This is a genomic window from Stenotrophomonas sp. SAU14A_NAIMI4_8 (genome assembly GCF_003086695.1).
Taxonomy (GTDB): Bacteria; Pseudomonadota; Gammaproteobacteria; order Xanthomonadales; family Xanthomonadaceae; genus Stenotrophomonas.
The window spans coordinates 63277-89117 of the sequence record NZ_CP025999.1 but is presented as its reverse complement, the minus strand read 5'-3'; the positions used below and the strand labels follow the sequence as shown (position 1 = coordinate 89117).

General features: G+C 67.7%; 24 protein-coding genes. 6 read left to right on the top strand and 18 right to left on the bottom strand.

Features of this window, described 5'->3' with window-relative positions; translation table 11 throughout:
- From mutM to C1930_RS00340, 4 genes are all read right to left on the bottom strand, one after another.
- The gene (gene mutM / locus C1930_RS00355) at positions 1–813 is read right to left on the bottom strand and encodes a bifunctional DNA-formamidopyrimidine glycosylase/DNA-(apurinic or apyrimidinic site) lyase (RefSeq protein WP_108747964.1); all 813 of its coding nucleotides are present in this window, start codon (positions 811–813) and stop codon (positions 1–3) included.
- A gap of 65 nt (positions 814–878) precedes the next feature.
- Positions 879–1529 carry a hypothetical protein gene (locus tag C1930_RS00350; protein ID WP_234412711.1) on the bottom strand — a complete coding sequence of 217 codons (651 nt, stop codon included), beginning with the start codon at positions 1527–1529 and terminating at the stop codon, positions 879–881.
- 44 nt (positions 1530–1573) lie between these two features.
- Positions 1574–1906, bottom strand: a complete 333-nt coding sequence (locus tag C1930_RS00345; protein ID WP_108770813.1) for an EF-hand domain-containing protein — start codon at positions 1904–1906, stop codon at positions 1574–1576.
- Positions 1903–3105: a fatty acid desaturase gene (locus C1930_RS00340; protein WP_108770812.1), complete on the bottom strand. Its 1203-nt coding sequence runs from the start codon at positions 3103–3105 to the stop codon at positions 1903–1905. Before C1930_RS00340 ends, C1930_RS00345 begins: the two co-directional genes overlap by 4 nt.
- 215 nt (positions 3106–3320) lie before the next feature.
- Between C1930_RS00340 and C1930_RS00335 the strand changes: the two genes are divergently transcribed.
- The gene (locus C1930_RS00335; RefSeq protein ID WP_234412798.1) at positions 3321–4079 is read left to right on the top strand and encodes an ATP-binding cassette domain-containing protein; all 759 of its coding nucleotides are present in this window, start codon (positions 3321–3323) and stop codon (positions 4077–4079) included.
- A gap of 211 nt (positions 4080–4290) precedes the next feature.
- Here the strand turns inward: C1930_RS00335 and C1930_RS00330 are convergent, their stop codons facing one another.
- Entirely contained in the window at positions 4291–5493 is a 1203-nt protein-coding gene (locus C1930_RS00330; protein WP_108770811.1) for a DUF4785 domain-containing protein, read from the bottom strand.
- Positions 5494–5504: 11 nt separating this feature from the next.
- The gene (locus C1930_RS00325; RefSeq protein WP_108770810.1) at positions 5505–6383 is read right to left on the bottom strand and encodes a hypothetical protein; all 879 of its coding nucleotides are present in this window, start codon (positions 6381–6383) and stop codon (positions 5505–5507) included.
- A 209-nt stretch (positions 6384–6592) separates the two neighbouring features.
- Here C1930_RS00325 and C1930_RS00320 point away from each other — a divergent pair, with 209 nt between their 5' ends.
- Entirely contained in the window at positions 6593–7432 is an 840-nt protein-coding gene (locus tag C1930_RS00320) for a phosphatase PAP2 family protein (RefSeq protein WP_108751723.1), read from the top strand.
- A gap of 138 nt (positions 7433–7570) precedes the next feature.
- On the opposite strand, the gene C1930_RS00315 is transcribed toward C1930_RS00320, so the two are convergent.
- Entirely contained in the window at positions 7571–9838 is a 2268-nt protein-coding gene (locus C1930_RS00315) for a TonB-dependent receptor (protein WP_108754999.1), read from the bottom strand.
- Positions 9839–9997: 159 nt separating this feature from the next.
- Between C1930_RS00315 and C1930_RS00310 the strand changes: the two genes are divergently transcribed.
- Both C1930_RS00310 and C1930_RS00305 read left to right on the top strand, forming a co-directional pair.
- Complete coding sequence (locus tag C1930_RS00310) at positions 9998–11044, top strand: TIGR00266 family protein (protein ID WP_108770809.1); 1047 nt, start codon at positions 9998–10000, stop codon at positions 11042–11044.
- A gap of 157 nt (positions 11045–11201) precedes the next feature.
- On the top strand, positions 11202–12194 hold the full coding sequence (locus C1930_RS00305) for a patatin-like phospholipase family protein (RefSeq protein WP_108754679.1): 993 nt from the start codon (positions 11202–11204) through the stop codon (positions 12192–12194).
- Positions 12195–12261: 67 nt separating this feature from the next.
- On the opposite strand, the gene C1930_RS00300 is transcribed toward C1930_RS00305, so the two are convergent.
- From C1930_RS00300 to C1930_RS00275, 6 genes are all read right to left on the bottom strand, one after another.
- On the bottom strand, positions 12262–13308 hold the full coding sequence (locus tag C1930_RS00300) for an XVIPCD domain-containing protein (RefSeq protein ID WP_159093500.1): 1047 nt from the start codon (positions 13306–13308) through the stop codon (positions 12262–12264).
- Positions 13309–13398: 90 nt separating this feature from the next.
- Positions 13399–13626: a hypothetical protein gene (locus C1930_RS00295; RefSeq protein ID WP_108770807.1), complete on the bottom strand. Its 228-nt coding sequence runs from the start codon at positions 13624–13626 to the stop codon at positions 13399–13401.
- The gene (locus C1930_RS00290; RefSeq protein WP_108754996.1) at positions 13623–14456 is read right to left on the bottom strand and encodes a hypothetical protein; all 834 of its coding nucleotides are present in this window, start codon (positions 14454–14456) and stop codon (positions 13623–13625) included. Before C1930_RS00290 ends, C1930_RS00295 begins: the two co-directional genes overlap by 4 nt.
- A 135-nt stretch (positions 14457–14591) precedes the next feature.
- Positions 14592–15452: a hypothetical protein gene (locus tag C1930_RS00285; RefSeq protein ID WP_108770805.1), complete on the bottom strand. Its 861-nt coding sequence runs from the start codon at positions 15450–15452 to the stop codon at positions 14592–14594.
- Between the two features lie 127 nt (positions 15453–15579).
- On the bottom strand, positions 15580–17589 hold the full coding sequence (locus C1930_RS00280; RefSeq protein ID WP_108754994.1) for a hypothetical protein: 2010 nt from the start codon (positions 17587–17589) through the stop codon (positions 15580–15582).
- Positions 17590–17675: 86 nt separating this feature from the next.
- Positions 17676–18158 (bottom strand): Lrp/AsnC family transcriptional regulator, encoded by a 483-nt coding sequence (locus C1930_RS00275; protein ID WP_108747953.1) that lies wholly within the window; start codon positions 18156–18158, stop codon positions 17676–17678.
- A 125-nt stretch (positions 18159–18283) separates the two neighbouring features.
- Here C1930_RS00275 and phhA point away from each other — a divergent pair, with 125 nt between their 5' ends.
- Positions 18284–19177 carry a phenylalanine 4-monooxygenase gene (phhA, locus tag C1930_RS00270; protein WP_108754993.1) on the top strand — a complete coding sequence of 298 codons (894 nt, stop codon included), beginning with the start codon at positions 18284–18286 and terminating at the stop codon, positions 19175–19177.
- A gap of 141 nt (positions 19178–19318) precedes the next feature.
- Positions 19319–19978 (top strand): DUF4375 domain-containing protein, encoded by a 660-nt coding sequence (locus C1930_RS00265; protein ID WP_108757599.1) that lies wholly within the window; start codon positions 19319–19321, stop codon positions 19976–19978.
- 129 nt (positions 19979–20107) lie between these two features.
- Here C1930_RS00265 and C1930_RS00260 read toward each other — a convergent pair whose 3' ends face one another.
- From C1930_RS00260 to C1930_RS00240, 5 genes are all read right to left on the bottom strand, one after another.
- A complete protein-coding gene (locus tag C1930_RS00260; protein WP_108770804.1) occupies positions 20108–21205 on the bottom strand; it encodes a GDSL-type esterase/lipase family protein in 1098 nt (365 codons plus the stop codon).
- A 92-nt stretch (positions 21206–21297) separates the two neighbouring features.
- Positions 21298–22053, bottom strand: a complete 756-nt coding sequence (gene kduD, locus C1930_RS00255; protein WP_108751714.1) for a 2-dehydro-3-deoxy-D-gluconate 5-dehydrogenase KduD — start codon at positions 22051–22053, stop codon at positions 21298–21300.
- Positions 22054–22134: 81 nt separating this feature from the next.
- Positions 22135–22983 (bottom strand): 5-dehydro-4-deoxy-D-glucuronate isomerase, encoded by an 849-nt coding sequence (kduI, locus tag C1930_RS00250; RefSeq protein WP_108754990.1) that lies wholly within the window; start codon positions 22981–22983, stop codon positions 22135–22137.
- A gap of 155 nt (positions 22984–23138) precedes the next feature.
- Positions 23139–24197, bottom strand: a complete 1059-nt coding sequence (locus C1930_RS00245; RefSeq protein ID WP_108751712.1) for a LacI family DNA-binding transcriptional regulator — start codon at positions 24195–24197, stop codon at positions 23139–23141.
- Positions 24198–24235: 38 nt separating this feature from the next.
- Positions 24236–25822, bottom strand: coding sequence for a family 43 glycosylhydrolase (locus tag C1930_RS00240; RefSeq protein WP_108754989.1), 1587 nt, complete (start codon positions 25820–25822; stop codon positions 24236–24238).
- Positions 25823–25841: the final 19 nt, after the last annotated feature.

The window sequence follows — 25841 nt, the reverse complement described above, 5'->3', positions numbered from 1 at the left end:
TCAGCGCTGGCAGCGGCTGCACCAGACGCTGGCGCGCTGGCCGATCATGGCGTGCTTCAACGGGCGCCCGCATTGTGGGCACGGCAGGCCATCGCGGCCGTACACCAGCAGTTCCTGCTCGAAGTAACCGGGAGCGCCGTCGGGGCTGATGAAATCGCGCAGGGTGGTGCCGCCGCGGGTGATCGCATAGCCCAGCGTGTCCTTCACTTCGCGCGCCAGCCGCTGGTAGCGCGCGCGGGAGACCTTGCCGGCCTCGCGCAATGGGCTGATGCCGGCCTTGAACAGGCTTTCGGCGGCGTAGATGTTGCCCACCCCCACCACCACCGCCTGGTCCATCAGGAAGGTCTTCACCGGCGCGCTGCGGCCGCGGCTGCGTTCGAACAGATAGTCGCCGTCGAAGATCTCGTCCAGGGGCTCCGGGCCCAGGCCCTGCAGCAGCGGATGCACTTCACCGGCCGGCTGCCACAGCAGGCTGCCGAAGCGGCGCGGGTCGTTGAAGCGCAGCAGGCGGCCATTGTCCAGGCTGATATCGACGTGGTCGTGCGTGCGCAGCGGCGTGTCGCCGGGCAGCACGCGCAGGCTGCCGGACATGCCCAGGTGCAGTACGGCGCTGCCCACGGCGGTATCCAGCAGCAGGTACTTGGCACGGCGGCGTACGCTGTCGATGCGCTGCCCCGGCAACTGCTCGGCCACGTCCGGCGGGATGGGCCAGCGCAGGTCGGCGCGGCGCAGGATCACCCCGTGCACGCGGCGACCTTCCAGATGCGGCGCCAGGCCACGGCGGGTGGTTTCGACTTCGGGCAGTTCAGGCATGGGCTGATTCTACGCCGGGCCACGCGAAGCCGCCGGCAGGGTCCGGCGCTACCGGACAAGGCGCCCTACGCATCCGCGGTGGGCGCTTCGACCAGGAAGGCACCTTCCACCAATGCCCCCCGCCCACCCAGTCGCCAGAACGCCAGATAGGGCCCGAAGTCGACCGCGGCCGGGGCCAGTGGCTGGGCGATGTACCAGCCCAGGTAGAGATCGGAGGCAAGGTGGTACAGCGCCTCGTCCAGTGCGTTCATCTGCGGGCTGTCGAGCGTGCGCGCCCGGCGCACTTCATCGCAGATGACATCGTGCAGGTAAGCCGCTGGGCCCGAGCCGCTCCAGGCCGACTGCAGACGGTCGGCGGGGGCTTCGACCACCGGCACAGCGCGCAGCGTGGCCTGCAGCGCGGGCTCGCCGGCAACACCGGCCACCCGGGCCAGCTCATCCAGCCAGGCGCGCGCGGCGCGGGCCAGCGCCTGCGTATCGCCCACGTGGGCCGGCTGCAGGTACAGGTGGTTGCCCCAGTGACCGGCGCCGAGCACGTCCAGCGCGCGCGCACGCAGTGCATCGGCATGCGGGAAGGTGGCGAACACCGCGGCCAGCGTGTCCGGCCCGGTCACGCCCTGCAGCAGGCCGGAGAAATACCAGTCCTCCTGATCGCTGTGCCCGGCACAGAATGCCGTCCACTCCTGCATCAGTTCATCGTCGATGCGGTCATCCATGGTGAGGTTTTCCCTTGCAGCGGTGCGGCCGCCATGATCGCCGATCAGCGCGGCGGTGCGGCCAGTTCACGCGCGTCCAGGTAGCCATCGCGGTTGGCATCCTGTTTGTGGAAGCGCTGGATGAGCGTCTGCCGCTGCTGCTCGCGGGTGATCGGCCGGCCCTTGCCGCCCGGCAGTTCATCGGCGGTCAGCACGCCATCGCCGTTGCGGTCCATGCGGTCGAAGGCATACAGCATCCATTGCACGTACTCCGCTTCACTCACGCGGCCGTCGCCATCGCTGTCCATGCGCTGCAGGTAGGTGGCGGTGTCGCTCACCTGGGCGTGCGCGCACAGCGGCGCCAGCACGGCCAACAACGCTCCAGCTATTCGCTTCATGCGCCCACCAGGGTGTAGCCCTTCAGGCGCGCGGCGTAGGCCTGCAGCGTGGCGATGCCGCTTTCTTCGGCTTCGCGGCACCAGGCCTGCAGCTGGCGCAGGCGCTCGGCCGCATCGTGGCCGCGGGCTTCCAGCAGCGTGGCCAGGCGCGCGCGGAACTCGACCAGCACCCCGATGCGCGGACGCTGCGCGACCCAGGCGCGCAACTGCGCGCGGCTGTCCGGATGCAGCCAGCGGCCGTCGTTCACCAGACCGCGGCGCAACCGCCGCGGCAGCAGACGGCGCAGCTTGGCCCCGGCGTGGGCGGCCTCCTCGCGCAGTGCCGGCACGAAGACATTGCGCTGGTAGTCGGTCATGGCCTGGAAACGGTGCGACAGCAACGCCTTCAGGGTGTCCGCATCGGGTACGGCGATGTTCGGGCGCACATCCATGGCCGGCGCCACGCGCAGCACCGTGGCCAGGCGCAAGGCCTGCAGCAGGCGGATCGCGCTCCAGCCGATGTCGAATTCCCAGCGCCGCATCGCAAAGCGCGCCGAGCTGGGGAAGGCATGGTGGTTGTTGTGCAGTTCTTCACCGCCGATCCAGAACGCCCACGGCGTCAGGTTGGTGGAGGTATCGGCCGATTCATAGTTGCGGTAGCCCCACCAGTGGCCCAGGCCGTTGACCACGCCAGCGGCCCAGAACGGAATCCAGGCCATCTGGATGGCCCACAGCGCTACGCCCGGCAGGCCGAACAAGGCCGCGTTGATGGCCAGCAGCAGCACCGGGCCCAGGGTGGCGCGCGGCGTATACAGGTGGCGCTCGATGGCGTCGTCCGGAGTGCCGCGGCCGTACTGTTCGATGTCCGCGCGCTGGCCGCGGGCCTGCCGGTACAGTTCCACGCCGTGCCAGAACACCTGGCCGATGCCACGGGTGACCGGGCTGTGCGGGTCGTCTTCGGTTTCCACCTTGGCGTGGTGCTTGCGGTGGATGGCCACCCATTCGCGGGTGATCATCGAGGTGGTCAGCCACAGCCAGAAACGGAACAGGTGGGCCAGCACCGGGTGGAAATCCACGCCGCGGTGGGCCTGGCTGCGGTGCAGATACAGGGTGACCGAGAAGATGGTCAGCTGGGTGAAGACCAGCAGCACCAGCAGCAGCTCCCACCACGTCGGGCCAAGCAGGCCGTGGGCCAGCAGGGAGATCAGGGCATCGGGCATGGCGGCTCTCCGGATCGACGCGGGGATGGCAGACATGATGGGCGCTTGCGTTGCAAACTGCACCCTGCGACGGTGATCGGCACCGTCATTCCGTGGCACCGTTCACACGTTGGGGAACCCCGTTGTCGAGTCCTGAACCACGCACCCACGCCCCGTCGCCGGCCGGCGCCGGCGATGTCCTGCCGCCCCTGATCGAACTGGACCACGCCAGCGTGATGCGTGGCCAGGTGAAGGTGCTGCACGCGCTCAGCCTGCGCGTCGCCCAGGGCCAGCACACCGCGCTGCTGGGCCCCAATGGCTGTGGCAAATCCACCTTCATCAAGCTGATTACCCGCGAGCTGTACCCGCTGGCCCAGGCCGACGGCCGGGTGGCGGTGAAAGTGCTGGGGCAGAACCGCTGGCAGGTGGACCGGTTGCGCTCGCAGCTGGGCATCGTCACCGGCGATCTGAGCAGCAACCTGTCCGACATGCCCGGGCTGACCGTGGAGCAGGCCGTGCTGTCGGGCTTCTTCGCCAGCTATGTGGTGCCGGCGTTCCGTGAAGTGACCGCCGACATGCGCGAGCGGGTGGCCCAGACTCTGGCCATGACCGGTGCGCTGGGCCTGCGCGAACGCGCGTATGCCGAGCTGTCGGCCGGCGAGACACGCCGCGTGCTGATCGCCCGTGCGCTGGTGAACCGGCCGCAGGCGCTGCTGCTGGATGAACCGTCCACCGGACTGGACCTGGTGGCGCGGCAGCAGTTGATCGCCACCATGCGCACCCTGGCCCAGCAGGGCATCACCCTGGTGCTGGTGACCCACCACATCGAAGAAGTGATCCCCGAGATCGAGCGGGTGGTGCTGCTGCGCGACGGCCGCGTGCTGGCCGATGGCCCGCGCGATGCACTGCTGCGTGATGAGCCGCTGTCGGCGGTGTTCGGCGGCGCGATCCACGTGGTGGAACACGATGGGCGGCTGACTGCGTACGCGGGGTGAACCACCGGGTCGAAGCGCGCGACCGGGATGGCGGACGACGGTAGAGTCGACTGTCAGTCGACTGCTCTTCGTACGGCCCCCGAAAATCCCGCGCTGCGCGCGTTAGTCGACTGACAGTCGACTCTACCCCGCCATGGTCCCGCCCCATCGCGATGTTGCCTCGCCCTTACGCGGTTGCAGCGGGCCGGGTTCACCGGCCCGCTGCTGTTGCTCAGAACCGCAGCGCCTGCGCGCGCGATTCGATCGGTGCCATCCGGCTCTGGTCCTGCAGCTGCAGCTCACGCAGTTCATACGGCGCACCAAAGCCGGCAGGCAGCGGTGCCTGGTCGAACGGCAGCACCAGTGCGCCCTGCCCGGCGCCGTCGAACCACGCTGCGGCATGCGCCTGCGCCACCGGCTTCAACTGGCCGTCGGCGCCGGTGGCGTACAGCGTGCCACGCGCTTCATAGCGGCCTGGCGCAGCCACCTGCAGCGGCAGGCTGACCCGGCGGCTGGCGGTATCCGGGCTGGCCTGGCCGCTGAACCGCGCGGTGGGCTGGGCCACGGCAAAGGCCACCTTGCCGTCGCGCAGTACGCCGTCTGCCTGGGCGAACACCTGCAGTTCCCACAGCCCCTGCACGGTGCTGGCCTGGGCGGGAATGCGCACCTGCGCACGCAGGCTGCCGTCGCTGGTGCGCAGCAGCCGCTGCGGCCAACTGCGGCCATCGGGCGCCACCAGCAATGCCTCGCCGCCCAGGCTGCCGCGCCGTGCCGCCATCTGTTTGGCGTTGGCACCGTCTTCCAGCAGGCGCGCCTGCAGCTGCACGCTGCCACCGGCCAGCACCTGCGCCTGGCTGGCCTGCACTTCCAGGCGCACCGGGCTGTTGGGTTCAAGCACCTGCACCACGTAGCGCCCCTGCGCCTGCGCGCTCTGCAGGCGGTAGGCGCCCACCGCGCTGCTGGCACCGGTGCGCAGCATGCTGCTGCCATCGCTCACCGCCATGCCGGCGTCCTGCAGCTGGCGTGCATCGACACTGCGGGCCACGCTGGTACGGCCGGCGGCATCACGCACCTGCAGTGCGTCGGCGGGCAGCGCGCGTGCGCCGGCACCGGGACTGACCTGGATCACCGCGTCCGGGGCGGTCAGCGGCAGGTCCAGGCCACGCTGCAGCTCGGCCGCGTCGACCTGCTGCCAGTAGCTGCGGCTGACGGCGGCATACGCGCCCGGTGCCTGCAACGGCTGCGCCGGGTCCAGCGCCCAGGCGAAGGCCAGCGGCACGCGCTCGCTGTCTTCGGCGGGCAGGGGCGCGGCCACCAGCGCGGCGGGCACCTGGTCGGTGCCCAGGGCGGCACGCAGCGGTTGTGCGGCCAGGGCGGGCCCGGCGGCAAGTGCGGTCAGCACGGCAGCGGCCAGGAAGGTGGAATGGATCTTCATGGTCGTCTCCCTCACTGGGTCAGGTCGTTGCGCAGGATGGTGCCCAGGCCGAAGCATTCGCGCCGGCTCTGGTTGTGGCTCAACGGCTCGGCCCCCTGGGTGCGCGCCTTGTCGGTGAACAGCAGGCTGCCGGCCGCCTTCTGGCTGCTGCATTCCAGGAAACCATCGGAACAGGACGACAACCAGTTCTGGGTGAATTCCAGGCCGACGTTGGCCGCGTAGCCGCCGCAGTAGCTGTTGCTGTCCCAGACCGCCGATTCGACATCGCTGCCGACCACCGCGCGGAACGGCTTGGGCAGGGCCGGGCGGCCGGCGGTGCCATACAGGTTCTGCGCGTTGTAGGTGGCCATGTGGCCGACCTGCTGCATGCGCACGGCATCGTTCTTGTAGCCCAGCAGCCAGCCCAGCGAGGTTTCAAAGGTGTTGCCGTTGAGCACCGCATCGGCCAGCGGCGTGCCGGCTGACGACGGGGCCAGCGCGGTGACCTTGCGGGTGCGGCTGATGATCTTCGGGTAGCGGCTGTCGTAGGTGGGGTTGGACAGGATCCAGCGCATCACGTTGCCGCCGTTGGAATGGGTGATGACCACCAGCTGGGTGATGCCGCGGCTGTCGATGAAGCCGGTGAGCTGGCTGGCCAGGCAGCCGGCCGCTTCGGGCTTCCACATGTACTGGGTGAAATCGCAGTTGATGACCACGTAGTTGCTGCTGTTCGGCAGCCCCTGGCGCACGGTGTCGATGATCGCCGGCTGCCAGTAATCCTGGGTGGCGTTGGTCTGCGCGCCGGTGCCATGCACGAAGGCCACGCCGTAGACGTCGGCGGCCTGTGCCGGTGCGGCGGCCAGGCCCACCAGCAGGGCCAGGACGATACTTCCTGTTGCGGTGCTGCGCATCGCATCTCTCCCTTGTCAGCAGATCCCCCCGGCCCGGCTGTGGGCAGATGCTGGTGCTGAAGGCATGTGAAAGTCCGTGCGCTGTGACCGGAATCAGGACATTGGCGACAAGCCGACCGTGCCGGGTCTGGCCGTATGACCGATGGGCGCTGCGGCACCCGGCGGCGGCTGCGATCATGGCGCCTGTGTTCACAGCCCCGAGTCTGCCCATGTCCCTGATCGCCCGCCCTGCCCGCCCGTTGCTGGGTCTTGCCATCGCCATGACCCTGGCCAGCTGCGCCGCCACCGCCAGCAAGCCCACCGCGGTGGAGGCCAACGTGACCACCCGGGCAGTGGGCTACCTGGACGCAACCGCAGTACCGGCCAGCCTGCTGCTGGTGCCTGCCCCGCCTGCGGCCGGTTCGGCTGGCTTCGCGCTGGACGAACAGGTCAGCCGTGAAGCCCGCGCCCTGCGCGGCACGCCGCGCTTCGCCCAGGCCACGCGCGACGCCGAACTGGGCTTCCCGGAAGGCGCCAACCAGTTCTCGTGCGCGATCGACGTGGACGTGGATGCAGTGAAGACGCCTGCGCTGTATCGCCTGCTGGAGCGCAGCCGGATCGATGCCAGTGCGGCCACCAAGGCGGCCAAGAACCACTACCAGCGCCCGCGCCCGTTCATGGTCAATGGCGAACCCACCTGCACGCCCGACGATGAAGCCGGGCTGCGCAAGAATGGTTCATACCCCTCCGGCCACACCTCGATCGGCTGGGCCTGGGCGCTGATTCTTTCCGAGATCGCCCCGGACCGCGCCGATGCCATCCAGGCACGCGGCCGCAACTACGGGGAAAGCCGCCTGGTGTGCAACGTGCATTGGCAGAGCGACATCCTGGAAGGCCGCTTCATGGGTGCCGCCGCCGTTGCGCGCCTGCACGACAATGCGGCGTTCCAGCAGGATCTGCTGGCGGCTCGCAGGGAAATTGCCGCGGCACGCAAGGCGGGACAGCACTCGGCCCGCGACTGTGCGGCAGAAGAAGCGGTGTTGAAGGTGCGCCCGCAGAGCGCGCTGTAAGCCTGCACCGCACGGCTCCGGGGTCAGAGCCCTTTCCTGCGGAAAGGGATCCGACCCCGATGTCCCCAGCGACCTCGGAAACGCAGAAGGGCCGGCATTTCGCCGGCCCTTCTTCATTGCATCACGCGGTCAACCGCCTCAGAACTTCGCGGTGAATTCCACGCCGAACGTACGCGGCTCGTTGAGGAAGCCGGTGAGGTTGTTGAAGTCGATCGCACCGACCACGCGGGTCTGGTTGGTCAGGTTGCGGCCGAACACGGCCACGTCGTACTGGCCGTAGTCCCAGTTGTAGCCCACGCGCAGGCCACCTTCCAGCGAGCTGCGGCTGCGGAACTCCGGCGACTCGTACAGGAAGAAGTTCACCGGGCTCTTGTACGCCCAGTCGGTGTAGACGTAGATCTCGCTGGCGTCGTTCACCGGGAAGCCGGCACGCAGGGTCAGGTTGTGGATCCACTTCGGCGCCTGCGGCAGCGGGTTGCCGTTCACCAGCGCGTAGGTGCCGCCGTTGATGACGGTGGTCGGGTCGGTGATGGTGCAGCCACCGCCGCAGATCGCCACCGCCAGATCGCGGTCCTTGATCTCGGTGTCGTTGTAGCTGCTGCCCAGGGTCATCAGCACGTGGTCGGTCAGGTAGGCCTCGAAGTCCAGCTCGAAGCCCTGGCCGATGGTCTTGTCGGCGTTGAGCAGGGTGGCGGTGTTGTTGCTACCACCCACCGCGATCAGCTGCTGGCCGTCCACGTTGTAGCGGAACACGTTGAAGCCCAGGCGTGCGCGACGATCGAACAGGTCGGCCTTGATGCCGGCCTCATACGAGATCACCTTTTCCGAATCGGCCTGGGTGACGCCGCCGAAGGCCAGGCGGCCCTGGATGGACGGTGCACGGAAGCCCTTGGCCACGCGCGCATAGGCATTGATGTTGTCGGTGATCTGGTAGACGCCGCTCAGGTCCCAGCTGACATCGTCCACATCACTGTTGGCCAGGTACGGGCCGCTGACCGGCGTACCACCGGACACGGCCTGCAGCACGCTGGCGGTGAAGTCCTTCTTGTCCTGGGTGTAGCGCACGCCGGCACGCAGCTTGAAGCGGTCGGTCACGTCCAGGTCGCCCGAGGCGAACGCGGCCCAGGCCTTGTTGCGCTGGCTCTGCACGGCGTGGCCGGTCTGCGGGTTGCCCGGGGTCAGCGAGTCGTAGTTGAAGCTGTCGATGGTGACGTCTTCATCGAAGTAGAACACGCCGGCCTGCCAGTCGAAGCGGCCCCACTCGTTGGATTCGACGCGGAATTCCTGCGTCCACTGGCGGTGGTGCGGCAGGCCGTCGGCCGACTCGGACGGGAACGGAATGAAGCCCGGGCCGTAGTTGCCCGCACCGAGGAACGAGGCGCCGTAGCCGCCGTCCACGTCGCCGTGGTTCAGCGATTCGGCGGTTTCATAGCCGGTGATCGAATGCAGGGTGACCCGGCCCAGGTCCCACTTGATGCGCGCGCTGCCGCCCCAGGTTTCCAGGTTGGAGAAGTTCAGGCCGTCGGTGGACACCTTGTCGCGGTCGAAGTTCTCGACCAGTGCGTTGCTGCCCGGCTGGATGATGTTGGCGCGGAACAGGCGCGCGGTGCCGTTGAGCTTGCGCTTGTGCAGGTTGAACAGCGCTTCCACGTCGTCGCCTTCGTACAGGAACTGCACGCGGCCAGCGGCTTCGTCATAGCCTTCGAAGCCCGAGCTGGGCGCATTGGCGATGGTGTTGTCGACGTAGTTGTCGCGGCGCTGGTACAGCGCGGACACGCGGGCCGACCAGCGGCTGGTCAGCGGGCCGCCGTAGGCGCCCTGCACGTTCCAGGTGTCATAGCTGCCGTAGGACACCTTCACGTAGCCGTCGGCGTCCTGCGAGGGGCGTGCCGAATCGAACTTCACTACGCCGGCCGGGGTGTTGCGGCCGAACAGGGTGCCCTGCGGGCCGCGCAGCACTTCCACGCCGGCCAGGTCGAACAGCGGGAAGCCCTTCAGCAGCGGGCTTTCCTGCACCACGTCGTCGTACACCAGCGACACCGGCTGCGAGGCATTGAGGTCGAAATCGGTGTTGCCCAGGCCGCGGATGTAGAAGCGCGGGAAGGCACGGCCGTAGGACGACTCGATGTTCAGGCTGGGCACGCGTGCGGACAGGAAGCGGATGTCATCGCCGGCCGAGCCGAGCACATCCAGCTTTTCGCCCTGGATGGCGGTGATCGCCACCGGCACGTCCTTGGCATTTTCCACGCGCCGCTGCGCGGTCACCTGCAGGGCGTCGAGGGCAACCGGGTCCTTGGCGGCAGGGGTTTCCTGGGCAGCTGCTACCAGCGGCAACAGGGCGGAAAGAGCGGCAACGAGGGGGCGCGCGACCGGAAGGCGGCCACGGGAAGTGCGGGTCGGAGACATGGCGGTAGGCTGTGTTTGGAGGGGTGGTAAAACGGCGCTACCAGATAATTGTTGCAATACAGCACCCGCGCCGCAAATGCCGATCGTTCATGGCCCTGCCATTCGCCCCCGTGTGCTGCGGCTAGACTCGTGGTTTGTTCCCGCAACGGAGCTGCAGCAATGACCCAGTGGTACTTCCATGCCGCCGGCCAGGCCGAGCGTGTCGGCCCGCTTGATGACGAGGCCGCGCGCGCCCATGCGCAGGCGTATCCACACGCGCTGGCCTGGTGCCAGGGCATGTCCGGGTGGACACCGGTGTCCGAGGTTGCCGCGCTGCGCCAGCCGGCCGCGCCCACCCCGCCACCGCATGCAGCGCCGCCGCCGGCGGCGCATCGCAGCGTGGTAGCGCCGGTCAGCAACAGCGGTGGCCACGGCGACCCGATCGATTTCCGCATCGTGGGCCATGAGATGCAGTTCGTGGAAATCGGCCTGGACCCGGGCGAGAGCGCGATCGCCGAAGCCGGCGCGCTGATGTTCAAGGACGCCTCGGTGCAGATGGACACCGTGTTCGGCGACGGTTCGCAGGCCAGCAGCGGCTTCATGGGCAAGGTGATGGCCGCCGGCCGCCGGGTGGTCACCGGCGAAAGCCTGTTTGCCACGGTCTATACCCAGATCGGCAACGGCCGCGGCACCGTGGCCTTCGCCGCGCCCTACCCCGGCACCGTGCTGCCGATGAAGCTGGACCAGCACGGCGGCCGCCTGATCTGCCAGAAGGACAGCTTCCTGGCCGGCGCCCGCGGGGTGCAGATCGGCGTGCAGTTCCAGCGCCGGATCATGACCGGCCTGTTCGGCGGCGAGGGCTTCATCATGCAGAAGCTGGAAGGCGACGGCTGGGTGTTCATCCATGCCGGTGGCTGCGTGGTCGAGCGTGAGCTGGCGGCCGGCGAGCGCCTGGACGTGGATACCGGCTGCGTGGTGGCCTACCACCCCACGGTGGACATGGACGTGCGCCGGGTCAGCGGCATCAAGAGCATGCTGTTCGGTGGCGAGGGCGTATTCCTGGCCACCCTCACCGGGCCGGGCAAGGTCTGGCTGCAGTCGCTGCCGTTCTCGCGCCTGGCCGGGCGCATGTGGATGGCCGCGCCGCAGGGCGGTGGCAAGAACCGCGGCGAAGGCTCGGTGCTGGGTGGGCTGGGCCGCATGCTGGACGGCGACAACCGCTTCTGACCTTTCACGGTAGCGCCGGGCCACGCCCGGCGCGCACAGCGGCGACGGCACCGCCAGCTGAACCATCTGCCCGACATCGCCCGGCGCTACCCACGTAAATTGCAGCTTCGGTATGCTGGCGCCCTTTCCTGAACCCGCGCCCCGTGCGCCGCTGCCGATGACCGTGTTCCGCCCCCGCGTGCTGCTCTCCGTCGCCCTGCTCGGCCTGCTGGCCGGTTGCGGTGGCGAAGAGGTGCGGCCCACCCCGCCCCCGCCGCCGACCGTGGTGCCGCAGGCCAAGCCGGTGAAGATCGGCATCGCCCTGGGCGGCGGCGCGGCCAAGGGCTTTGCCCACATCGGCGTGATCAAGATGCTGGAAGCCAACGGCTTCGAACCGGTGGTGGTGTCCGGCACCAGCGCCGGCAGCGTGGTCGGTGCGTTGTATGCCAGCGGCATGGACGCCTTCCAGATGCAGAGCAAGGCGGTGGCGCTGGACGAAGCCAGCATCCGCGACGTGCGCCTGTTCTCCGGCGGCCTGGTGCAGGGCCAGAAGCTGCAGGACTACGTCAACGAACAGGTGGCCAACCGCCCCGCCGAGAAACTGAAGAAGCCCTTCGCCGCCGTCGCCACACAGCTGGAAACCGGCGAGCGTTCGATCTTCGTGCGCGGCAATGTCGGCCAGGCGGTGCGTGCCTCCAGCAGCATTCCCGGCGTGTTCGAGCCGGTGAAGATCGGCGGCCGCAACTACATCGACGGCGGCGTGGTCAGCCCGGTGCCGGTGGACGCCGCGCGCCAGCTCGGCGCCGAGTTCGTGATCGCCGTGGATATTTCCAGCAAGGCCAGCGGCAAGGCGCCGACCGGCATGCTGGGTATCGTCAACCAGTCGATCGCGATCATGGGCCAGCGCCTGGGCGAGCAGGAACTGGCCCGCGCCGACATCGTGATCCGACCGAAGGTGCTGGATATCGGCGCGGCCGATTTCAGCCAGCGCGGCACCGCCATTCTGGAAGGTGAGAAGGCGGCCATGGCGGCCATGCCGCAGATCCGCGCCAAGCTGCAGCAGATGCAGAAGGCACGCGGCGCGGCGCTGGCACCGACCCCGGTCGTGGCACCCAAGTGCGAAGAACCGTCGCGCCTGGGAAAGCTGATGGGCCGCAAGGAAAAGTGCTGAACTGAGACGATCGGCAGGCGTGGCCCGCAGGCCGCGCCCACCGCCTACGCAGATGCGCCGGGGCCGGTCAGGCCATGACCGGCGCGCTGCGGGTCGGCTGCAGCTGCTGATCCTGCTCACGCTGCAGCGCCTGTTCCTGCGCCTGGCGCTGATCGTTCACCGCCAACTGCTGGAAGGACTGCTCCACCGGGATCGCCAGCGCCTGTGCCACCGGCACCTGCGCGCGCAGATGCGCCGGGTCGGCCGGGTCGCCCTGCACCACGAACAGGTTCGGCCCTTCCTGCCCGGCGAGCACCCCGCGTCCCATCAGCACGTGGTCCACCCGCTGCAGTTCGGCGCCGGCCGCCAGCGTGGTGAGGCTGGCGCTGACGCACTCGCTCTGCGCATCCCACGGCTTGCCCAGCCCCGCCTCGAGATCGCGCACGCCCGCCGCGCACTGCTGGTAGAGCGCGTGGCGTGCATGCCCGGGCTCGCGCGGATCGATGCCGGCACGCTGCCGTTCCGGCTGCATCTGCAGCGGGGTGGCATCACTCAGCACGAACGGGCTGGCCATGATCGTCCGGTCCTTGTTCTCATCGTCCGCATGGAACTGCCCGCGCAGCGTCTCGCGCAACTGGCGCACATCGCGTGCATCGTCCAGATACCGCAGCGTGGCCGGATCGGTCTCGCGCACGCTGCCCACGGGCACCGAACCGATGGGCAGCGGCAGCACCGGGGCATTCACCGGCACCGAGACTTCGCGGCGCCACTGTCCCTGGGCATCGTCGTGCACATACGTCGCACCGTGGTAGGCAATCCGATCCGGGTCGAGATTGGACACAGGCTGCAGGCCATGCGGTCCACGTGCCTCGGCCATGTTCTTCAGATAGCCGGCCGGATCGTCGATCAGGTTCCGGTACTTGCCGAGCACCAGGTTCGTTGTCTCGGCCGCGCGATCCAAGCCGCGATTGTTGTTGTCCAGCAGCATGGTCCAGACGGCTTCGGCTTCTGCACGACCACCATGGGCGCGTGCGGCCATCAGCAGCGTGTAGGGGGTCCAAGCGGAGGGATCAATGCCGCGTGCGTTGAATGCGTCATCATGCGCTTGCTGGATGTCATCGACTGGGAGGTTCAACGCAAGATCCGACCTGCCCGCTTCAAACTGTGCTGCGCGCAGCGCGAAGTCGCGCTGGATCAGCTCGACGCCGAACTCCTGCCACTGACCTTAATTGAAATGAACGCCATCGGCGCGCGCCTGCCGGTCCGCGAAGCTGTTCGCCGTGGCACCGGGGTTGTTGTCGTTGCGCACGACACCGAGTGCCAGCAGGCCGTAGCCGTCATTACCCTGCTTGTGCGCGAGGTAATTGAAGTACAGCTCGCGGTTGCCCGCCTCTGCGTAGGCCTCAAGAATATCGAGGTCCTGCCTGCTCAGTCCGTCCTTTCCAGTATTCATTTGCGCTCCTTCGTGATGTTGTCAATCAGCAACACGCGCGCGCGCGTTGCGATCTGCTTCCATTGCGGCAGCCCCTCGCGGGGATACTTGATGTCAACGATGGTGTTCAGTTCCTCGATGACGAACGTCTGCTGGCATTCGGCGAATCCGATAACGCGCTTCTTCACCATCTTTCCATCACGGTACTCCACGCCCGACTCGGTGATCTCGCGCGGCGTACAGCGAACCAGCTGGTCGACGCGTCCCACGTCGTCCCGCGATACGTACCAGTCGTAGTGATAGTCCGGCTTCATGACCGGTGCTGTTTCGGGCATTCCTCTCGCGCGGTGGTAAGCACGCACGCTGTCCATGTCTATGTAGTAGGGAACCAAGCCATGGAGCGCGTCACCCTGGATCCGCCCGTCCAGTGATGCAGCTGGGTCATCAATCCGGCTTGGTCGGGGGGTGTATCTGCGCTGCATCACGTCCCAGACGTCTGCCTGGCCGATGTACATGTAACTGAGCCTTACCGTGCGGATGGATACATCGACCGTGAGGTTCATCCGCTCGCCGGGCTTGAACGGCTGCAGCGATGGGTACTCCAATGCGAGTGAGAAGCTTCCATCGTGCTCGGGCCCCATCTGTGTGCTGAAGTAATTCTGCGGCAACTCCAGCTGATAGGGCCCCACGCAGGCCCGCTCGATGGGTGAGGGAACCTGGTAGGGATTGATCGGCTGGTTGTCGATTGTGATCGAACACCCCTGCTCATTCGTCAGAAGGCGCGGCGGTTTACGCGGCGTTTCGGCCTGCGCGCACGCACCCAGCAAGAGCGTGATCAACAGGCCAGCCATGGGCGACTTCAACGGTTGCATTGCGATCCTTGCGATGAGACACGGGCAAGCATACGACGACACGTCTGCCGTTCGTTTATGTTGCGACCATCGTTGGTAGTCCGCTTGTTCGTCCCCAGGGCGATATTCACATGACTACCGGGTTCTTTCCGCAGCACTGTTGTCGATCAGCAGCGCACGGGAGCGCTCCCTGATCGTCTTCCAGTCCGCAATGCCTTCCCGCGGATAGTGCACTTCGGCAATGACACTCAGTTCCTCGATGACAAACCGCTGGTTGCACTCGGCAAAGCCAAAGACCGGCTTCTTCACCATCTTTCCATCACGGTACATGACACCCGATTCCGCGACATCCCGGGTGGTGCACTTGATCACCTGGTCGATCTGGTCCGCTGCATTTCGGGAAACGAACCAGTCGTACTGCCAGTAAATGTGCTGGATGATCGGTGCGCGTTCATCGAAGCCCTGCTTCCGGTAGAACTCCTGAACCTTTGCCACGTCGACGTAGTAAGGCACCAGGCCATGCACTGGATCACCTTTGATGCGCTCTTCCAGAGTCTCAGACGGATCGCCTTGCTGGTATTCCTTGCGCGTGTAGCTCTTGCGCATTACGTCCCACAGGTTGACGCGATCAATATAGGTATAGTCGATTCTGACGGTGCGAATGGAGACATCCGCACTCAGGTTCATCCGCTCGCCGGGCTTGAACGGCTGCAGCGCTGGATACTCCAGTGCCAGCGAGAAGCTGCCATCGTGCTCGGTGCCCATCTGGTTGCTGAAGTAGTTCTGCGGCAGCTCCAGCAGGTACGGGCCCACGCAGGCCTGCTTGATCGGAGCAGGATCGGCGTAAGCGTTCTGCGGACCCAGGCTGCGCTTGCGCGTGCAGCCTTCCTCGTTGGTCTGCGTCGGCGACATATTGCGCGGCGTTTCAGCCTGCGCACACGCCCCCAACAGCAGCGTGATCAACAGGCCAGCCACGGGCAGTTTCAGCAGATGCATTGCAATCCTTGCGGTAAGACACGGCCCAGCATACGTCGCGCCATGAACGTGCGGCGTGGTCATCGCCCGGTTGTGCGGCCCCGGTCACAGCGCGAACCACCGTCCCGGCGACCCCTCCGCGCGGGTATCAGCGCACGGGCCGGTAGCCGCTGGCGTGCTGCCGCTCGCGCTTGCGTGCCTGCCGCACCTGTTCCTGCAGGGCGGCCGTGTGCTGCAGGTGTTCCATGCCATCGGCAGGCACATGCAGCTGGCGCCGCGCGCGGGTCATGGCCAGATAGGCCGCGCGCACCGGGTTGTGCCAGATGCGACTGCCCTGCCCTGCGCTGAAGCAGCTGGGCGACAGTGCAACCACGTCGAACTGCAGGTTCTTCGCATGCTCGGCCAGGCACAGCACCACACCGCCATCGCTGGCCGCTTCCTGCGCGTCCAGCACCTGCAGCAGCGCCTGCACCTGTTCGTTGGATGCCAGCAGTTCCACCAGTGCGCCCTGCCCGTCGTCGGCCAGGGCCGCCAGCACGCGCTGCCACTCCTGGCTGGACCCGCTGTCGCCGCGCCGACGCCAGGCGTCCAGCGGGCGCTGCAGTTGGCTGCGCAGCGTGCGCAGTGACGCCGGGTGCAGGTAGGGGCTGAGACCGCGCAGCTGCAGCTGGGCCGCATCCTGGGCCAGAAGCGCCGCGCTGCCGTGGATGCGCAGGCCGGCGATCGGCACCTGCGTCCAGTCGCGGTACTGCAGCACGCCGGTGGCGCGGTCGGTGGCGCCGACGAAGGGCCCGCTGTCCTGACCCAGCCCGTCCAGCGCCAGGGTCTGGTTTACCAGGTCGTCCACCTGGTTTCCCTGCCGCACCGACTGGTGCATTTCCAGCACCTTCGATGCAGCCCAGCGCGGCACGGTGCCGGTCAGGCACTGGTGCGGGTCGCCCAGGCTGACCACGCCCGGCGCGTGGGTGGACAGCAGCTGCTTCCACGACGGGCTGAGATCGTGTGCCTCGTCGATCAGCAGCATGCCCAGCTCCAACGGTGGACGCACGCCGCGCAGGGCCAGCCACTTGCCGATGTGCAGCGGGCTCAGGCTCAGCAGCGTGCCACGCTGCAGCTCGGCGTCGAACATGCAGCGCCAGACATACTCGGCCGCCTGCAGATAGGGCCCCACGTCCAGCATGGCCGCCGGCACCGAGCGGTCGAAATGCTGGAAGGCCATGCGCGGCGCCGCCGAGGCACACCAGCGGTTGATTGCCTCGAAGGCCGTCATCAGCACCTGTTCCGGCGTACGCGCGCCGATGCCCTGCAGGCCGATGCGCCCGGCAATCTCGCGCGGGGTGCGCGTACTGCGCCGGTAGCTGGCCACGAAGCCGTTGCTCAGGCCACTGCGCGCGGCGTGCTGGGCCAGGCGGTTGGCGAATTCGATCTGGGTCAGCAGGCGCGCTGCGGTACTGCCCGGCACGCGACTGCGGAATGCTTCCACCTGCGCGCGTGACGGCGCTACATAGGTATAGCGGCCGGGGCGCGCATCCATCAGTGCCAGCACCAGATGGCCCTTGCCGGTGCCCGCATAGCCGTCCAGATCGATCAGTTCATCGGGATTGGCCGCGATGGCACGCAGCACACGCGCCTGTTCGCTGGTGTACAGGCCGTGGTGTTCGACCGCGCGCGCGTCTTCGGCGGCGGCATCGTCCTGTGCAGCATCGTCATCATCGACATCGCTGGCGAAGGTGGCAGGAAAGCGGATGGCATGCTCGGCCAGCGTCTGCTGGCAGGCCTGCTGCAGGGCCAGGCCGGGATAGGCGCGTGGCGACTGCACGATGAAGTCCTGCAGGATCTCCGCCGGGGCCAGCAACACACCGTGCGCGGCCAGTGCGGACAGCCAGGCGTCGAGTTCCGGCTGCGCGCCGCCGCCCTGCCCCGCCAGCTGCGCGGCTGCGGCGGCACCGTCGGCAGCGAAAAGCGCGCAGGCATCGTGCAGCAGCCGCTCGATCTCCGCCGGTGCGTGCAGGCGTGTGCGGCACAGCTGCGCGGCCATCAGCCCGGCCTGTTCCAGCGCGGTCTGCGGCGGCGTGCCGTGGGCGATGAAGCGCGCCAGCGATTTGCGCTGCAGCGGCAGGAAGGTGGTGGCAAGCACCGGGGGCTGGATGTCGGACATGCCTGTTACCGGAAAGGAACGCTGCGACGGGCGCAGGGCGGTGATGCTCGGCTACCCGCCCGGCGCCGTCAAATCGCAGCGGCCGTTCATTCCAGCTGCGACAGCGGCAGTGCCTGGAACCCCTTCACCGTGCGCAGCACGAAGCTGGAATTGGCATCGGCCACGCCGCCGGCGTTCAGCAGCTTGTCCAGCAGGAAGCGCGAAAAATGTTCCAGGTCGCGCACGTAGACGTGCAGCAGGTAGTCCATGTCGCCGGTCAGGGCATGGCAGGCCACCACTTCATCCCAGCCCTGCACGCTGTCCACGAAATGGCCGATGGCGGCCTGGTCGTGCTTTTCCAGCTGCACCCGCACGAAGGCCTGCAGGCCAAGGCGCAGCTGGCGTGGCTCCAGCCGTGCGCCATAGCCCACGATCACGCCCTCGCTTTCCAGCCGCTGCAGGCGGCGCAGGCAGGCAGACGGGGAAAGGTTCACCCGCGCCGCCAGCTCGGCGTTGGTGGCGCGACCATCACGCTGGATCTCGGCCAACAGGCGTATATCCGTGCGATCGAACTGGACTTCTCCGGCCATTGCTGCCCCGCAACACGGTGAGTACGCAATGATATTGCGCCACAAGCCGCATTCGGCGCAACTTTTGCAACCCTGTTGCGCGCGCCCTGCCCTAGCATCACCGGTATCCCATCAAGGAGTGCCCCATGGACCTCGCCCAGCCCCGCCGCGTCGAACACCAGCAGACCGACAAGGGCTACGTGCCGGTGTACACCACCGCGCTGGTCGAGCAGCCGTGGGACACCTACAGCGCCGACGACCACGCCACCTGGAGCACGCTGTACCAGCGCCAGCGCGAGCTGCTGGTCGGCCGCGCCTGCCAGGAATTCCTGGACGCACAGGACGAGATGGGCATGAGCGCGCACATGATTCCGCGCTTCGACCAGTTGAACGAAGTGCTGGGCGCGGCCACCGGCTGGACCCTGGTGGGCGTGGAAGGCCTGCTGCCGGAACTGGATTTCTTCGACCACCTGGCCAACCGCCGTTTCCCGGTCACCTGGTGGATCCGCCGCCCGGACCAGATCGACTACATCGCCGAGCCGGACCTGTTCCACGACCTGTTCGGCCATGTGCCGCTGCTGATGAACCCGGTGTTCGCCGACTACATGGAAGCCTACGGCCGGGGTGGCGTGAAGGCCCACGCGATCGGCCCCGACGCGCTGCAAAACCTGACCCGGCTGTACTGGTACACCGTGGAGTTCGGCCTGATCGACACGCCCGAGGGCCTGCGCATCTACGGCGCCGGCATCGTGTCTTCCAAGGGCGAATCGCTGTACTCGCTGGAATCGGCCGCGCCCAACCGGATCGGCTTCGACCTGCAGCGGATCATGCGCACCCGCTACCGCATCGACACGTTCCAGAAGACCTACTTCGTCATCGACAGTTTCGAACAGCTGATGCAGGCGACCTCGCCCGACTTCACCCCGATCTACGCCGCACTGGCCGACCAGGCCCACCTGCCGGCCGGCGATGTGCAGGCCGACGACCGCGTGTTCCAGGCGGGCACCGGTGAGGGCTGGGCCGACGGCGGCGACGTCTGAGGCCACCCTCTGGCCGTTGGGGTCAGATCCCTTTCGCACGAAAGGGCGCTGACCCCGAATGCTGCTGGCTAACCTTCAGAAGCCTCTGCCGCTCTTGAAGGTTATGACGGTCGTCCCATGGCGTCCGCTATCCTGCACGGCATGTCTGACGTATTTGCCTCGCTGCGCGTATCCGACGTCGCCTTCAACGACGACTTCATCCTGCTGACCCTGGCCGATGGCCGCCGCACCCGCCAGCCGCTGCGCTGGGCGCCTGCGCTGTTCGAGGCCACGCCCGAACAGCGCGCGCACTGGGTTGCCACGCCCAACGGCCTGGGGGTGAACTGGCCCGCGTTGCTGCCGCCGCGCGAGGACGGCGTGGTCGATATCCCCAACCAGGTCTGGGACGACCGCTACGAGGCGGCGCTGGCACGACTGAAGGCGGCGGCATGGACGCTGGATGCGCTGTCCGATGAGGACCAGCAGCTGGTGGCGCTGTGGCGCATGGAAGCGGACATCAACAACGGCGGCTTCATGCAGTTCCTGTGCAACTGGGGCGACCCCACCTGCCAGTTGGCGCTGCGTGCATTGCAGGCGATGGGCGCGGTGCAGACCCACGCGATCCTGGCCGGCATGCGCGGGCTGCTGGACCGGCTGGAAGATGACCCGGCGATCACCCAGCTGACCGACCTGTACGGCGCGATGACCGAGCAGGAGCAGGAGGCACTGCATGCCTTCGACGAAGCCTATTTCGAGCGCCCGGAAGATCTGGCCCGGCTGGGGCTGAGGCACTTCGGCCCGGAGCCGGTTGAACAACGATGACCCATGCCCCGGTAGAGTCGAGCTTGCTCGACTGACGTAGAAGAGCAGTCGAGCAAGCTCGACTCTACGGCGCCGCGCTCCCTCTGTAGAGTCGAGCTTGCTCGACTGACGCGGTGTTGGTATCACGGTTCAACGCGGGTACGCCAGCAGCACCACCAGGTCCTCGTCGCCGACCTGCTGCAGCGCGTGCGTACTGCCGGTGCGTGTCAGCAGCGCATGGCCGGCACGCACGTCGTGCTGCCTGCCATCCAGCACGTAACTGCCCTGCCCGCTCACGATGTAATAGATCTCGTCCTTGTGCTGCGGGTGCAGGCCGATGCCGGCGCCTTTGTGCAGCACCCGCTTGCGCAGCACGAACGGTAGATCGGCCACGTCGGCGAAGAACGGATACGCAGTGGTCGGCCCGGCACCGCCATGCGGGCCTGGCTGGGTGCGCTTCACCGCATCTTCGTGCACCACCTGCGAGGCGCGCGGCGCTTCGCCGCCCTGCGCGGGCGCCATCACATCGCAGTCGAGATCGCGCCGCAGCGCCGGTTTCAGATCCGCAAGCAACGGCACCGCCTCGCGCAGTACCAGGCAGGCCACCGCGTTGGCGCCGGCCACGCTGAAATGCGTTCCGTCGGCCTTGCCCTGCTCGGGCACGAACAGGAAGTACGGGCGTGCGCCCTGCTCGCCCAGCGCGCGGATCCAGCGCGTGCTGCGGTCGTTCAGATCGATCAACGCGACCTGCTCGCGCGCGGCCAAGGCCTTCATCGACTGCGTGTAGCGGCCATGCGTGTCCAGCAGCGATCCGAAGTCGTACAGCAGGCGCGCCACCGGGGTGATCAGCACTGGCGTGGCGCCGCGCTCGCGCGCCACCTGCACGTAGCGCATCAGCAGGCGCGGGTAATCGCTGTCCGGGTCGGTGTAGCGGCTGGCGTCTTCAAACTTCGCATCGTTGTGGCCGAACTGGACCAGCAGCACATCGCCGCGCCGCAGCTCGGCAGCGATGGCATCCAGGCGTCCTTCATCGATGAAGCTGCGCGTGCTGCGCCCGCCCTTGGCGCGGTTGTGTACTTCGAAGCGTGCCGGGTCCAGGTAGCTCTGCAGCGCCTGGCCCCAGCCCGCCTGCGGTGCGCGCTCGGGCCCGTACTCGGCAGCGGTGGAATCGCCGGCAATGAACACCCGCACCGGTGCCGCCTGCGCGGCGGTGCATGACAGCAGCAACAGCAGCAACAGCCTTCGCATCGCGGCACTCCTGTAGAGCCGAGCCGTGCTCGGCTGCGTTGCGGAAGCGGCGCGGACCAAGGTCCGCACCCACCGTTGGTTGCGTTGCCGGGTTACCGCGCCAGCCAGCCACCATCGACCGGCAGCACCGCGCCGTTCACATAGTCCGACGCCGACGACGCCAGGAACACCGCCGCGCCGGCCAGGTCATCCGGGGTGCCCCAGCGACCGGCCGGAATGCGGTCCAGGATCGACTGGTTGCGCGCTTCGTCGGCACGCAGCTGGGCGGTGTTGTCGGTGGCCATGTAGCCCGGCGCGATGGCGTTGATGTTCACGCCCTTGCCCGCCCACTCGTTGGCCAGCAGGCGGGTGATACCGGCGATGCCGCTCTTGCTGGCGGTGTACGACGGCACGCGGATACCGCCCTGGAAGGACAGCATGGAGGCAATGTTGATGATCTTGCCGCGGCCCTGTTCGATGAAGTGGCGACCAGCCGCCTGCGAGATGAAGAACGCGGACTTGATGTTGACGTTCATCACGTCGTCCCAGTCCTGCTCGCTGAAGTCCACCGCATCGGCGCGGCGGATCAGGCCGGCGTTGTTCACCAGGATATCCAGGCCACCCAGGCCTTCGATGGTTTCGCGCACCACGCGTTCCACCGGCTCGATGCTGATCAGGTTGGCTTCGATGGCCAGGCAGCGGCGACCCAGCGCGGTGATCTTCTCGATGGTCTCGGTGGGCGGGGCGATGCCGGCCACGGCGACGTCGGCACCAGCGGCGGCCAGTGCCACTGCGATGCCCTGGCCCAGGCCGGTGTTGCCACCGGTGACCAGAGCGACCTTGCCTTCCAGGCTGAAGGGATTAGCCATTGCGTGTGCGTTCCTTGGTAGGGGCCTGCGTGATGCAGGCCGAAGGCCACCGGCACCGGGTGCGCGGTGGCAGGGCAGGGCTTACTTGAGCTGGCAGATGTCCAGCACGTGCATGTCGGTGTAATCCAGGTTTTCGCCACCCATCGCCCAGATGAAGGCGTAGTTGCTGGTGCCGGCACCCATGTGGATCGACCACGGCGGCGATACCACCGCTTCGTTGTTCTGCATGACGATGTGGCGCTGCGCGTCCGGTTCGCCCATGAAGTGGTACACGCGGTCGTTCTGGCCCAGATCGAAGTAGAAATAGACCTCGCTGCGGCGGTCGTGCAGGTGCGGCGGCATGGTGTTCCACACGCTGCCCGGCTTCAGTACGGTCAGGCCCAGCAGCAGCTGCGAGGACTGGCAGGTGGCCGGCACGATGTACTGGTAGATGGTGCGTTCGTTGCTGGTTTCCAGCGCGCCGCGATCCAGCGCCACCGCGTCCTTGATCGACAGCTGCTTGGTTTCGAAACGCGCGTGGGCCGGGGTGGAGGCCAGGTAGAACTGCGCCGGGTTGGCGGCGTCCTGCGAGGCGAACACCACGTCTTTGCTGCCCATGGCCACGTACAGGCCATCCTTCGGGCCCAGCGTGTACACGGCGCCATCGACGGTGACGGTGCCAGTGCCGCTGCCCACGTTGATCACGCCCAGCTCGCGGCGCTCCAGGAACGGATGGCCAGCGGCCGAGGCCGGTTCGGTCTGCGTCGGCAGCGCCAGCGGGGCATCGACCGGGGCGGCACCGCCCAGCACGAAGCGCTCGTAGTGGGTGTACTTCAGGGTGATCTGGCCGGCGTTGAACAGGCCGTCGAGCAGGTACAGCTCGCGCAGCTGGTCGTTGCTGGCGCCCTTGATGGCGTCGGGATGGGTGGCGTAGTGGGTCTTGCAGTACATGGCTTCTCCAGAGCAGGGGGCGGGCCGAAGGGTTCGGCCCCGGCGCGGTTCGTGGTGGATTCTAGCGACGCTGGTAACCGGTGTCATTTTGCGTCGCACGATAGGGTGATGTGTCGCAAGCAAGCTTGCGACCTACAGGATTGAGGCCTACGGCATCAGTCCTCGGGCGGTTGGCAGGAGTCGCGGACGATCAGGTGCGGGCGCACGCTGGCAATCTGCAGCGCGGCCTGGCCTTCGGGCTGGATCAGCATGGCCGCGGCGGTGCGCCCGGTGTCGCGGGTATGGCGGCGCACCGAGGTCAGCGACGGCCACAGCCGCGAGGCCAGCGGGCTGTCGTCGTAGCCGACGATGGACAGCTGGCGCGGAATGTTGATGCCCGCCCGCAGCGCCACCTTGTAGATGCCGGCGGCCATTTCATCGTTGCCGGTGAAGATGGCGGTGGGCCGGCGCTTGCCCAGCAGCAGTTTCTCCGCCGCGGCCACACCCGATTCGAAGGTGTAGCCGGCCTCGATGATGCGGTCCTTCGGCAGCTCGATGCCGCGCTGGGACAGCGCGTCGATGAAACCGGCGGTGCGTTCGTGGGCCGAGCGGTAGGCGCTGGGGCCGGTCACCAGGGCAATCTCGCGGTGGCCCAGCGACAGCAGGTAATCGGCCGCTTCGGCGGCGCCGTCGCGGTCGTGGGTCACCACCATCTGCGAACTGTCATCCAGCGGCAGCGCGGCCACGCGGGTGAAGCGGCAGCCGATCTCGTCCAGCATGTCGGCCAGCGCCTGGTCTTCGGACGCACGCGGCACCAGGATCACCCCGTGCAGCTTCTGCTGCTGCACGAAGCGGCGCACGCCGTCGATGTAGCCCGGGCTGCGGCTGTCGCAGGGGTGCACCACCAGTTCGAAGCTGGACCCGCGCAGCGCGTCCAGCGCGCCGTACTGCATGTCCACGATGTACTGCGCGGTGGGGTTGTCGTAGACCATGCCGATCAGGAAGGAGCGGCGGAAGGCCAGGCCACGGGCCAGCGGATCGGGCGTGTAGCCGACCTCGCGCATCAGCGCCTCGACCTTGTCACGCGTGTCCTTGCGCACCAGGGGCGAGTTGTTGATGATCCGTGAAACCGTTTTCTTCGATACTCCCGACAGTCGCGCGATGTCGTTGATCGTGGCGGCCTTGCCCTTCGCCAATGCCGGCGTGGCGGCATCGTTCTTGTTGCGCACTGACATGTAGTGAACCCGGTAAGTCTGGGGATTCCAGCGCGCGCTCAGTCCAGCGCGCGATAGCGGAAGCTGCGGAAGGTTACCGCACCGTCGCCGGCCGCATACAGCGCCGGTTTCAGTGCCAGGAACTTGCCCGCCACATTGTGATGGTAACCGGACACTTCCATCTGAACCGGGTACTTCTGCCAGCGCTGGCCGTCGGTGCTGGAGTGGATGGTGACGATGTGGCGGTTGTTGGTCACCCGCAGCCACAGCTTGCCGCCCTTTGCGCTGGGCGCCAAGCGGGTGGGGCGCTCTTCGCCGTAGCGGTGCATGATGAACTTCTCGCCGTTGCTGCCCACGCCCACGTACAGGCGGTCGCTGTAGAACAGCAGGGCGCCGCCCACCGCACCCGGGGCGATGTCCATCTCCACCTCGAACTGGTAGGCCTTGTCGCCGGCGATGGCGGTCAGCGGCGAGCTGTCGCGCGGGGTCTGGCCCTTGCCCTGCAGCACCAGGCCCTGGCCGCTGAAGCCCAGCCGCCGGTACTCGTCCTGGGCCGGGTTGAAGAACGACCACTGCGGGCCGAGCGCCTTGCCGCGGAAATCATCGGACAGGGACATGCCGTGGCGGCCCACCGATTCCCCGGAAGGCTTGCGCAGCGGCTGCCCCAGGTCGCCGCCCTTGGCCACGAACCAGCCATCGTCGGTCCACTCGATCGGCTCCAGCAGCGCCTGCCGGCCCAGCGTCCAATAGCCGTTCTCGTAGCCGTGGTACATCATCCACCAGCGTCCGTCGGTGCCTTCGATCACCGTGGCATGGCCGCGCGACCACCAGGGTTCGGCGGCCGACTGCGTGCGCATGATCGGGTTGTTCGGTGCGTTCACCCACGGCCCATGGATCGAGCGCGAGCGCGCGGTGATCACCATGTGCCCGGTGGGAGGCCCGGCGGTGCCGCCCACGGCGGTGGTCATGTAGTACCAGCCGTCGCGGAAGTGGATCTTCGGGCCTTCCTGCGCATAGGCCTCCACGTCCCAGCTTTCCGGGTATTTCCAGCCGTCGTAGACGTGCTTCGGCGTGCCGACCACGCTCAGGCCGTCGTCGGCCAGCTGCACGTAGTCGCCGCCGCTCAGGAACAGGTAGCGCTTGCCGTCTTCGCCCACGGCATGGCCGGGATCGATGTAGCCGCCCAGGCCGATGTCGATCGGCTCGCTCCACGGGCCCTTGATGCTGTCGGCCCAGACCACGAAGTTGCTGCGGTGTTCGCCGGTACGGGCCGGGAAGTAGATGTAGTAGCGGCCCTGGTGCTTGACGATGTCCGGTGCCCAGATCGCGCCCACGTTGCGGGTGATCGCGTGGCCCAGCGGCTGCCAGTTCACCAGGTCGCGCGAGTGCCAGATCGGCAGGCCGGGGTAGGCATCGAACGAGGACAGGGTGAGGTAGTAGTCCTGGCCGTCCTTCAGCACCGACGGGTCGGGGCGGTCGCCGGCGAACACCGGGTTCAGGAAGGTGCCGTCGCCCAGATCGGCCTGGCGCTGGTTCTCGATGCCGCGCTTCCACGCCGTGGACGCTGGCTGGGCCTGCGCCAGCACAGGTGCGGCCAGCAGCAGGGTGGCGGCCAACAGGGATTTCAGAGCGGTGCTGGACAGCATCGGGTTCCTCCGTGGTGCG

Excerpts from the sequence above, each read along its gene's own strand:
- mutM (WP_108747964.1), bottom strand. The coding sequence starts at position 813 with ATGCCTGAACTGCCCGAAGTCGAAACCACCCGCCGTGGCCTGGCGCCG.
- C1930_RS00350 (WP_234412711.1), bottom strand. The coding sequence starts at position 1,529 with ATGGATGACCGCATCGACGATGAACTGATGCAGGAGTGGACGGCATTC.
- C1930_RS00345 (WP_108770813.1), bottom strand. The coding sequence starts at position 1,906 with ATGAAGCGAATAGCTGGAGCGTTGTTGGCCGTGCTGGCGCCGCTGTGC.
- C1930_RS00340 (WP_108770812.1), bottom strand. The coding sequence starts at position 3,105 with ATGCCCGATGCCCTGATCTCCCTGCTGGCCCACGGCCTGCTTGGCCCG.
- C1930_RS00335 (WP_234412798.1), top strand. The coding sequence starts at position 3,321 with ATGCGTGGCCAGGTGAAGGTGCTGCACGCGCTCAGCCTGCGCGTCGCC.
- C1930_RS00330 (WP_108770811.1), bottom strand. The coding sequence starts at position 5,493 with ATGAAGATCCATTCCACCTTCCTGGCCGCTGCCGTGCTGACCGCACTT.
- C1930_RS00325 (WP_108770810.1), bottom strand. The coding sequence starts at position 6,383 with ATGCGCAGCACCGCAACAGGAAGTATCGTCCTGGCCCTGCTGGTGGGC.
- C1930_RS00320 (WP_108751723.1), top strand. The coding sequence starts at position 6,593 with ATGTCCCTGATCGCCCGCCCTGCCCGCCCGTTGCTGGGTCTTGCCATC.
- C1930_RS00315 (WP_108754999.1), bottom strand. The coding sequence starts at position 9,838 with ATGTCTCCGACCCGCACTTCCCGTGGCCGCCTTCCGGTCGCGCGCCCC.
- C1930_RS00310 (WP_108770809.1), top strand. The coding sequence starts at position 9,998 with ATGACCCAGTGGTACTTCCATGCCGCCGGCCAGGCCGAGCGTGTCGGC.
- C1930_RS00305 (WP_108754679.1), top strand. The coding sequence starts at position 11,202 with ATGACCGTGTTCCGCCCCCGCGTGCTGCTCTCCGTCGCCCTGCTCGGC.
- C1930_RS00295 (WP_108770807.1), bottom strand. The coding sequence starts at position 13,626 with ATGAATACTGGAAAGGACGGACTGAGCAGGCAGGACCTCGATATTCTT.
- C1930_RS00290 (WP_108754996.1), bottom strand. The coding sequence starts at position 14,456 with ATGGCTGGCCTGTTGATCACGCTCTTGCTGGGTGCGTGCGCGCAGGCC.
- C1930_RS00285 (WP_108770805.1), bottom strand. The coding sequence starts at position 15,452 with ATGCATCTGCTGAAACTGCCCGTGGCTGGCCTGTTGATCACGCTGCTG.
- C1930_RS00280 (WP_108754994.1), bottom strand. The coding sequence starts at position 17,589 with ATGTCCGACATCCAGCCCCCGGTGCTTGCCACCACCTTCCTGCCGCTG.
- C1930_RS00275 (WP_108747953.1), bottom strand. The coding sequence starts at position 18,158 with ATGGCCGGAGAAGTCCAGTTCGATCGCACGGATATACGCCTGTTGGCC.
- phhA (WP_108754993.1), top strand. The coding sequence starts at position 18,284 with ATGGACCTCGCCCAGCCCCGCCGCGTCGAACACCAGCAGACCGACAAG.
- C1930_RS00265 (WP_108757599.1), top strand. The coding sequence starts at position 19,319 with ATGTCTGACGTATTTGCCTCGCTGCGCGTATCCGACGTCGCCTTCAAC.
- C1930_RS00260 (WP_108770804.1), bottom strand. The coding sequence starts at position 21,205 with ATGCGAAGGCTGTTGCTGCTGTTGCTGCTGTCATGCACCGCCGCGCAG.
- kduD (WP_108751714.1), bottom strand. The coding sequence starts at position 22,053 with ATGGCTAATCCCTTCAGCCTGGAAGGCAAGGTCGCTCTGGTCACCGGT.
- kduI (WP_108754990.1), bottom strand. The coding sequence starts at position 22,983 with ATGTACTGCAAGACCCACTACGCCACCCATCCCGACGCCATCAAGGGC.
- C1930_RS00245 (WP_108751712.1), bottom strand. The coding sequence starts at position 24,197 with ATGTCAGTGCGCAACAAGAACGATGCCGCCACGCCGGCATTGGCGAAG.
- C1930_RS00240 (WP_108754989.1), bottom strand. The coding sequence starts at position 25,822 with ATGCTGTCCAGCACCGCTCTGAAATCCCTGTTGGCCGCCACCCTGCTG.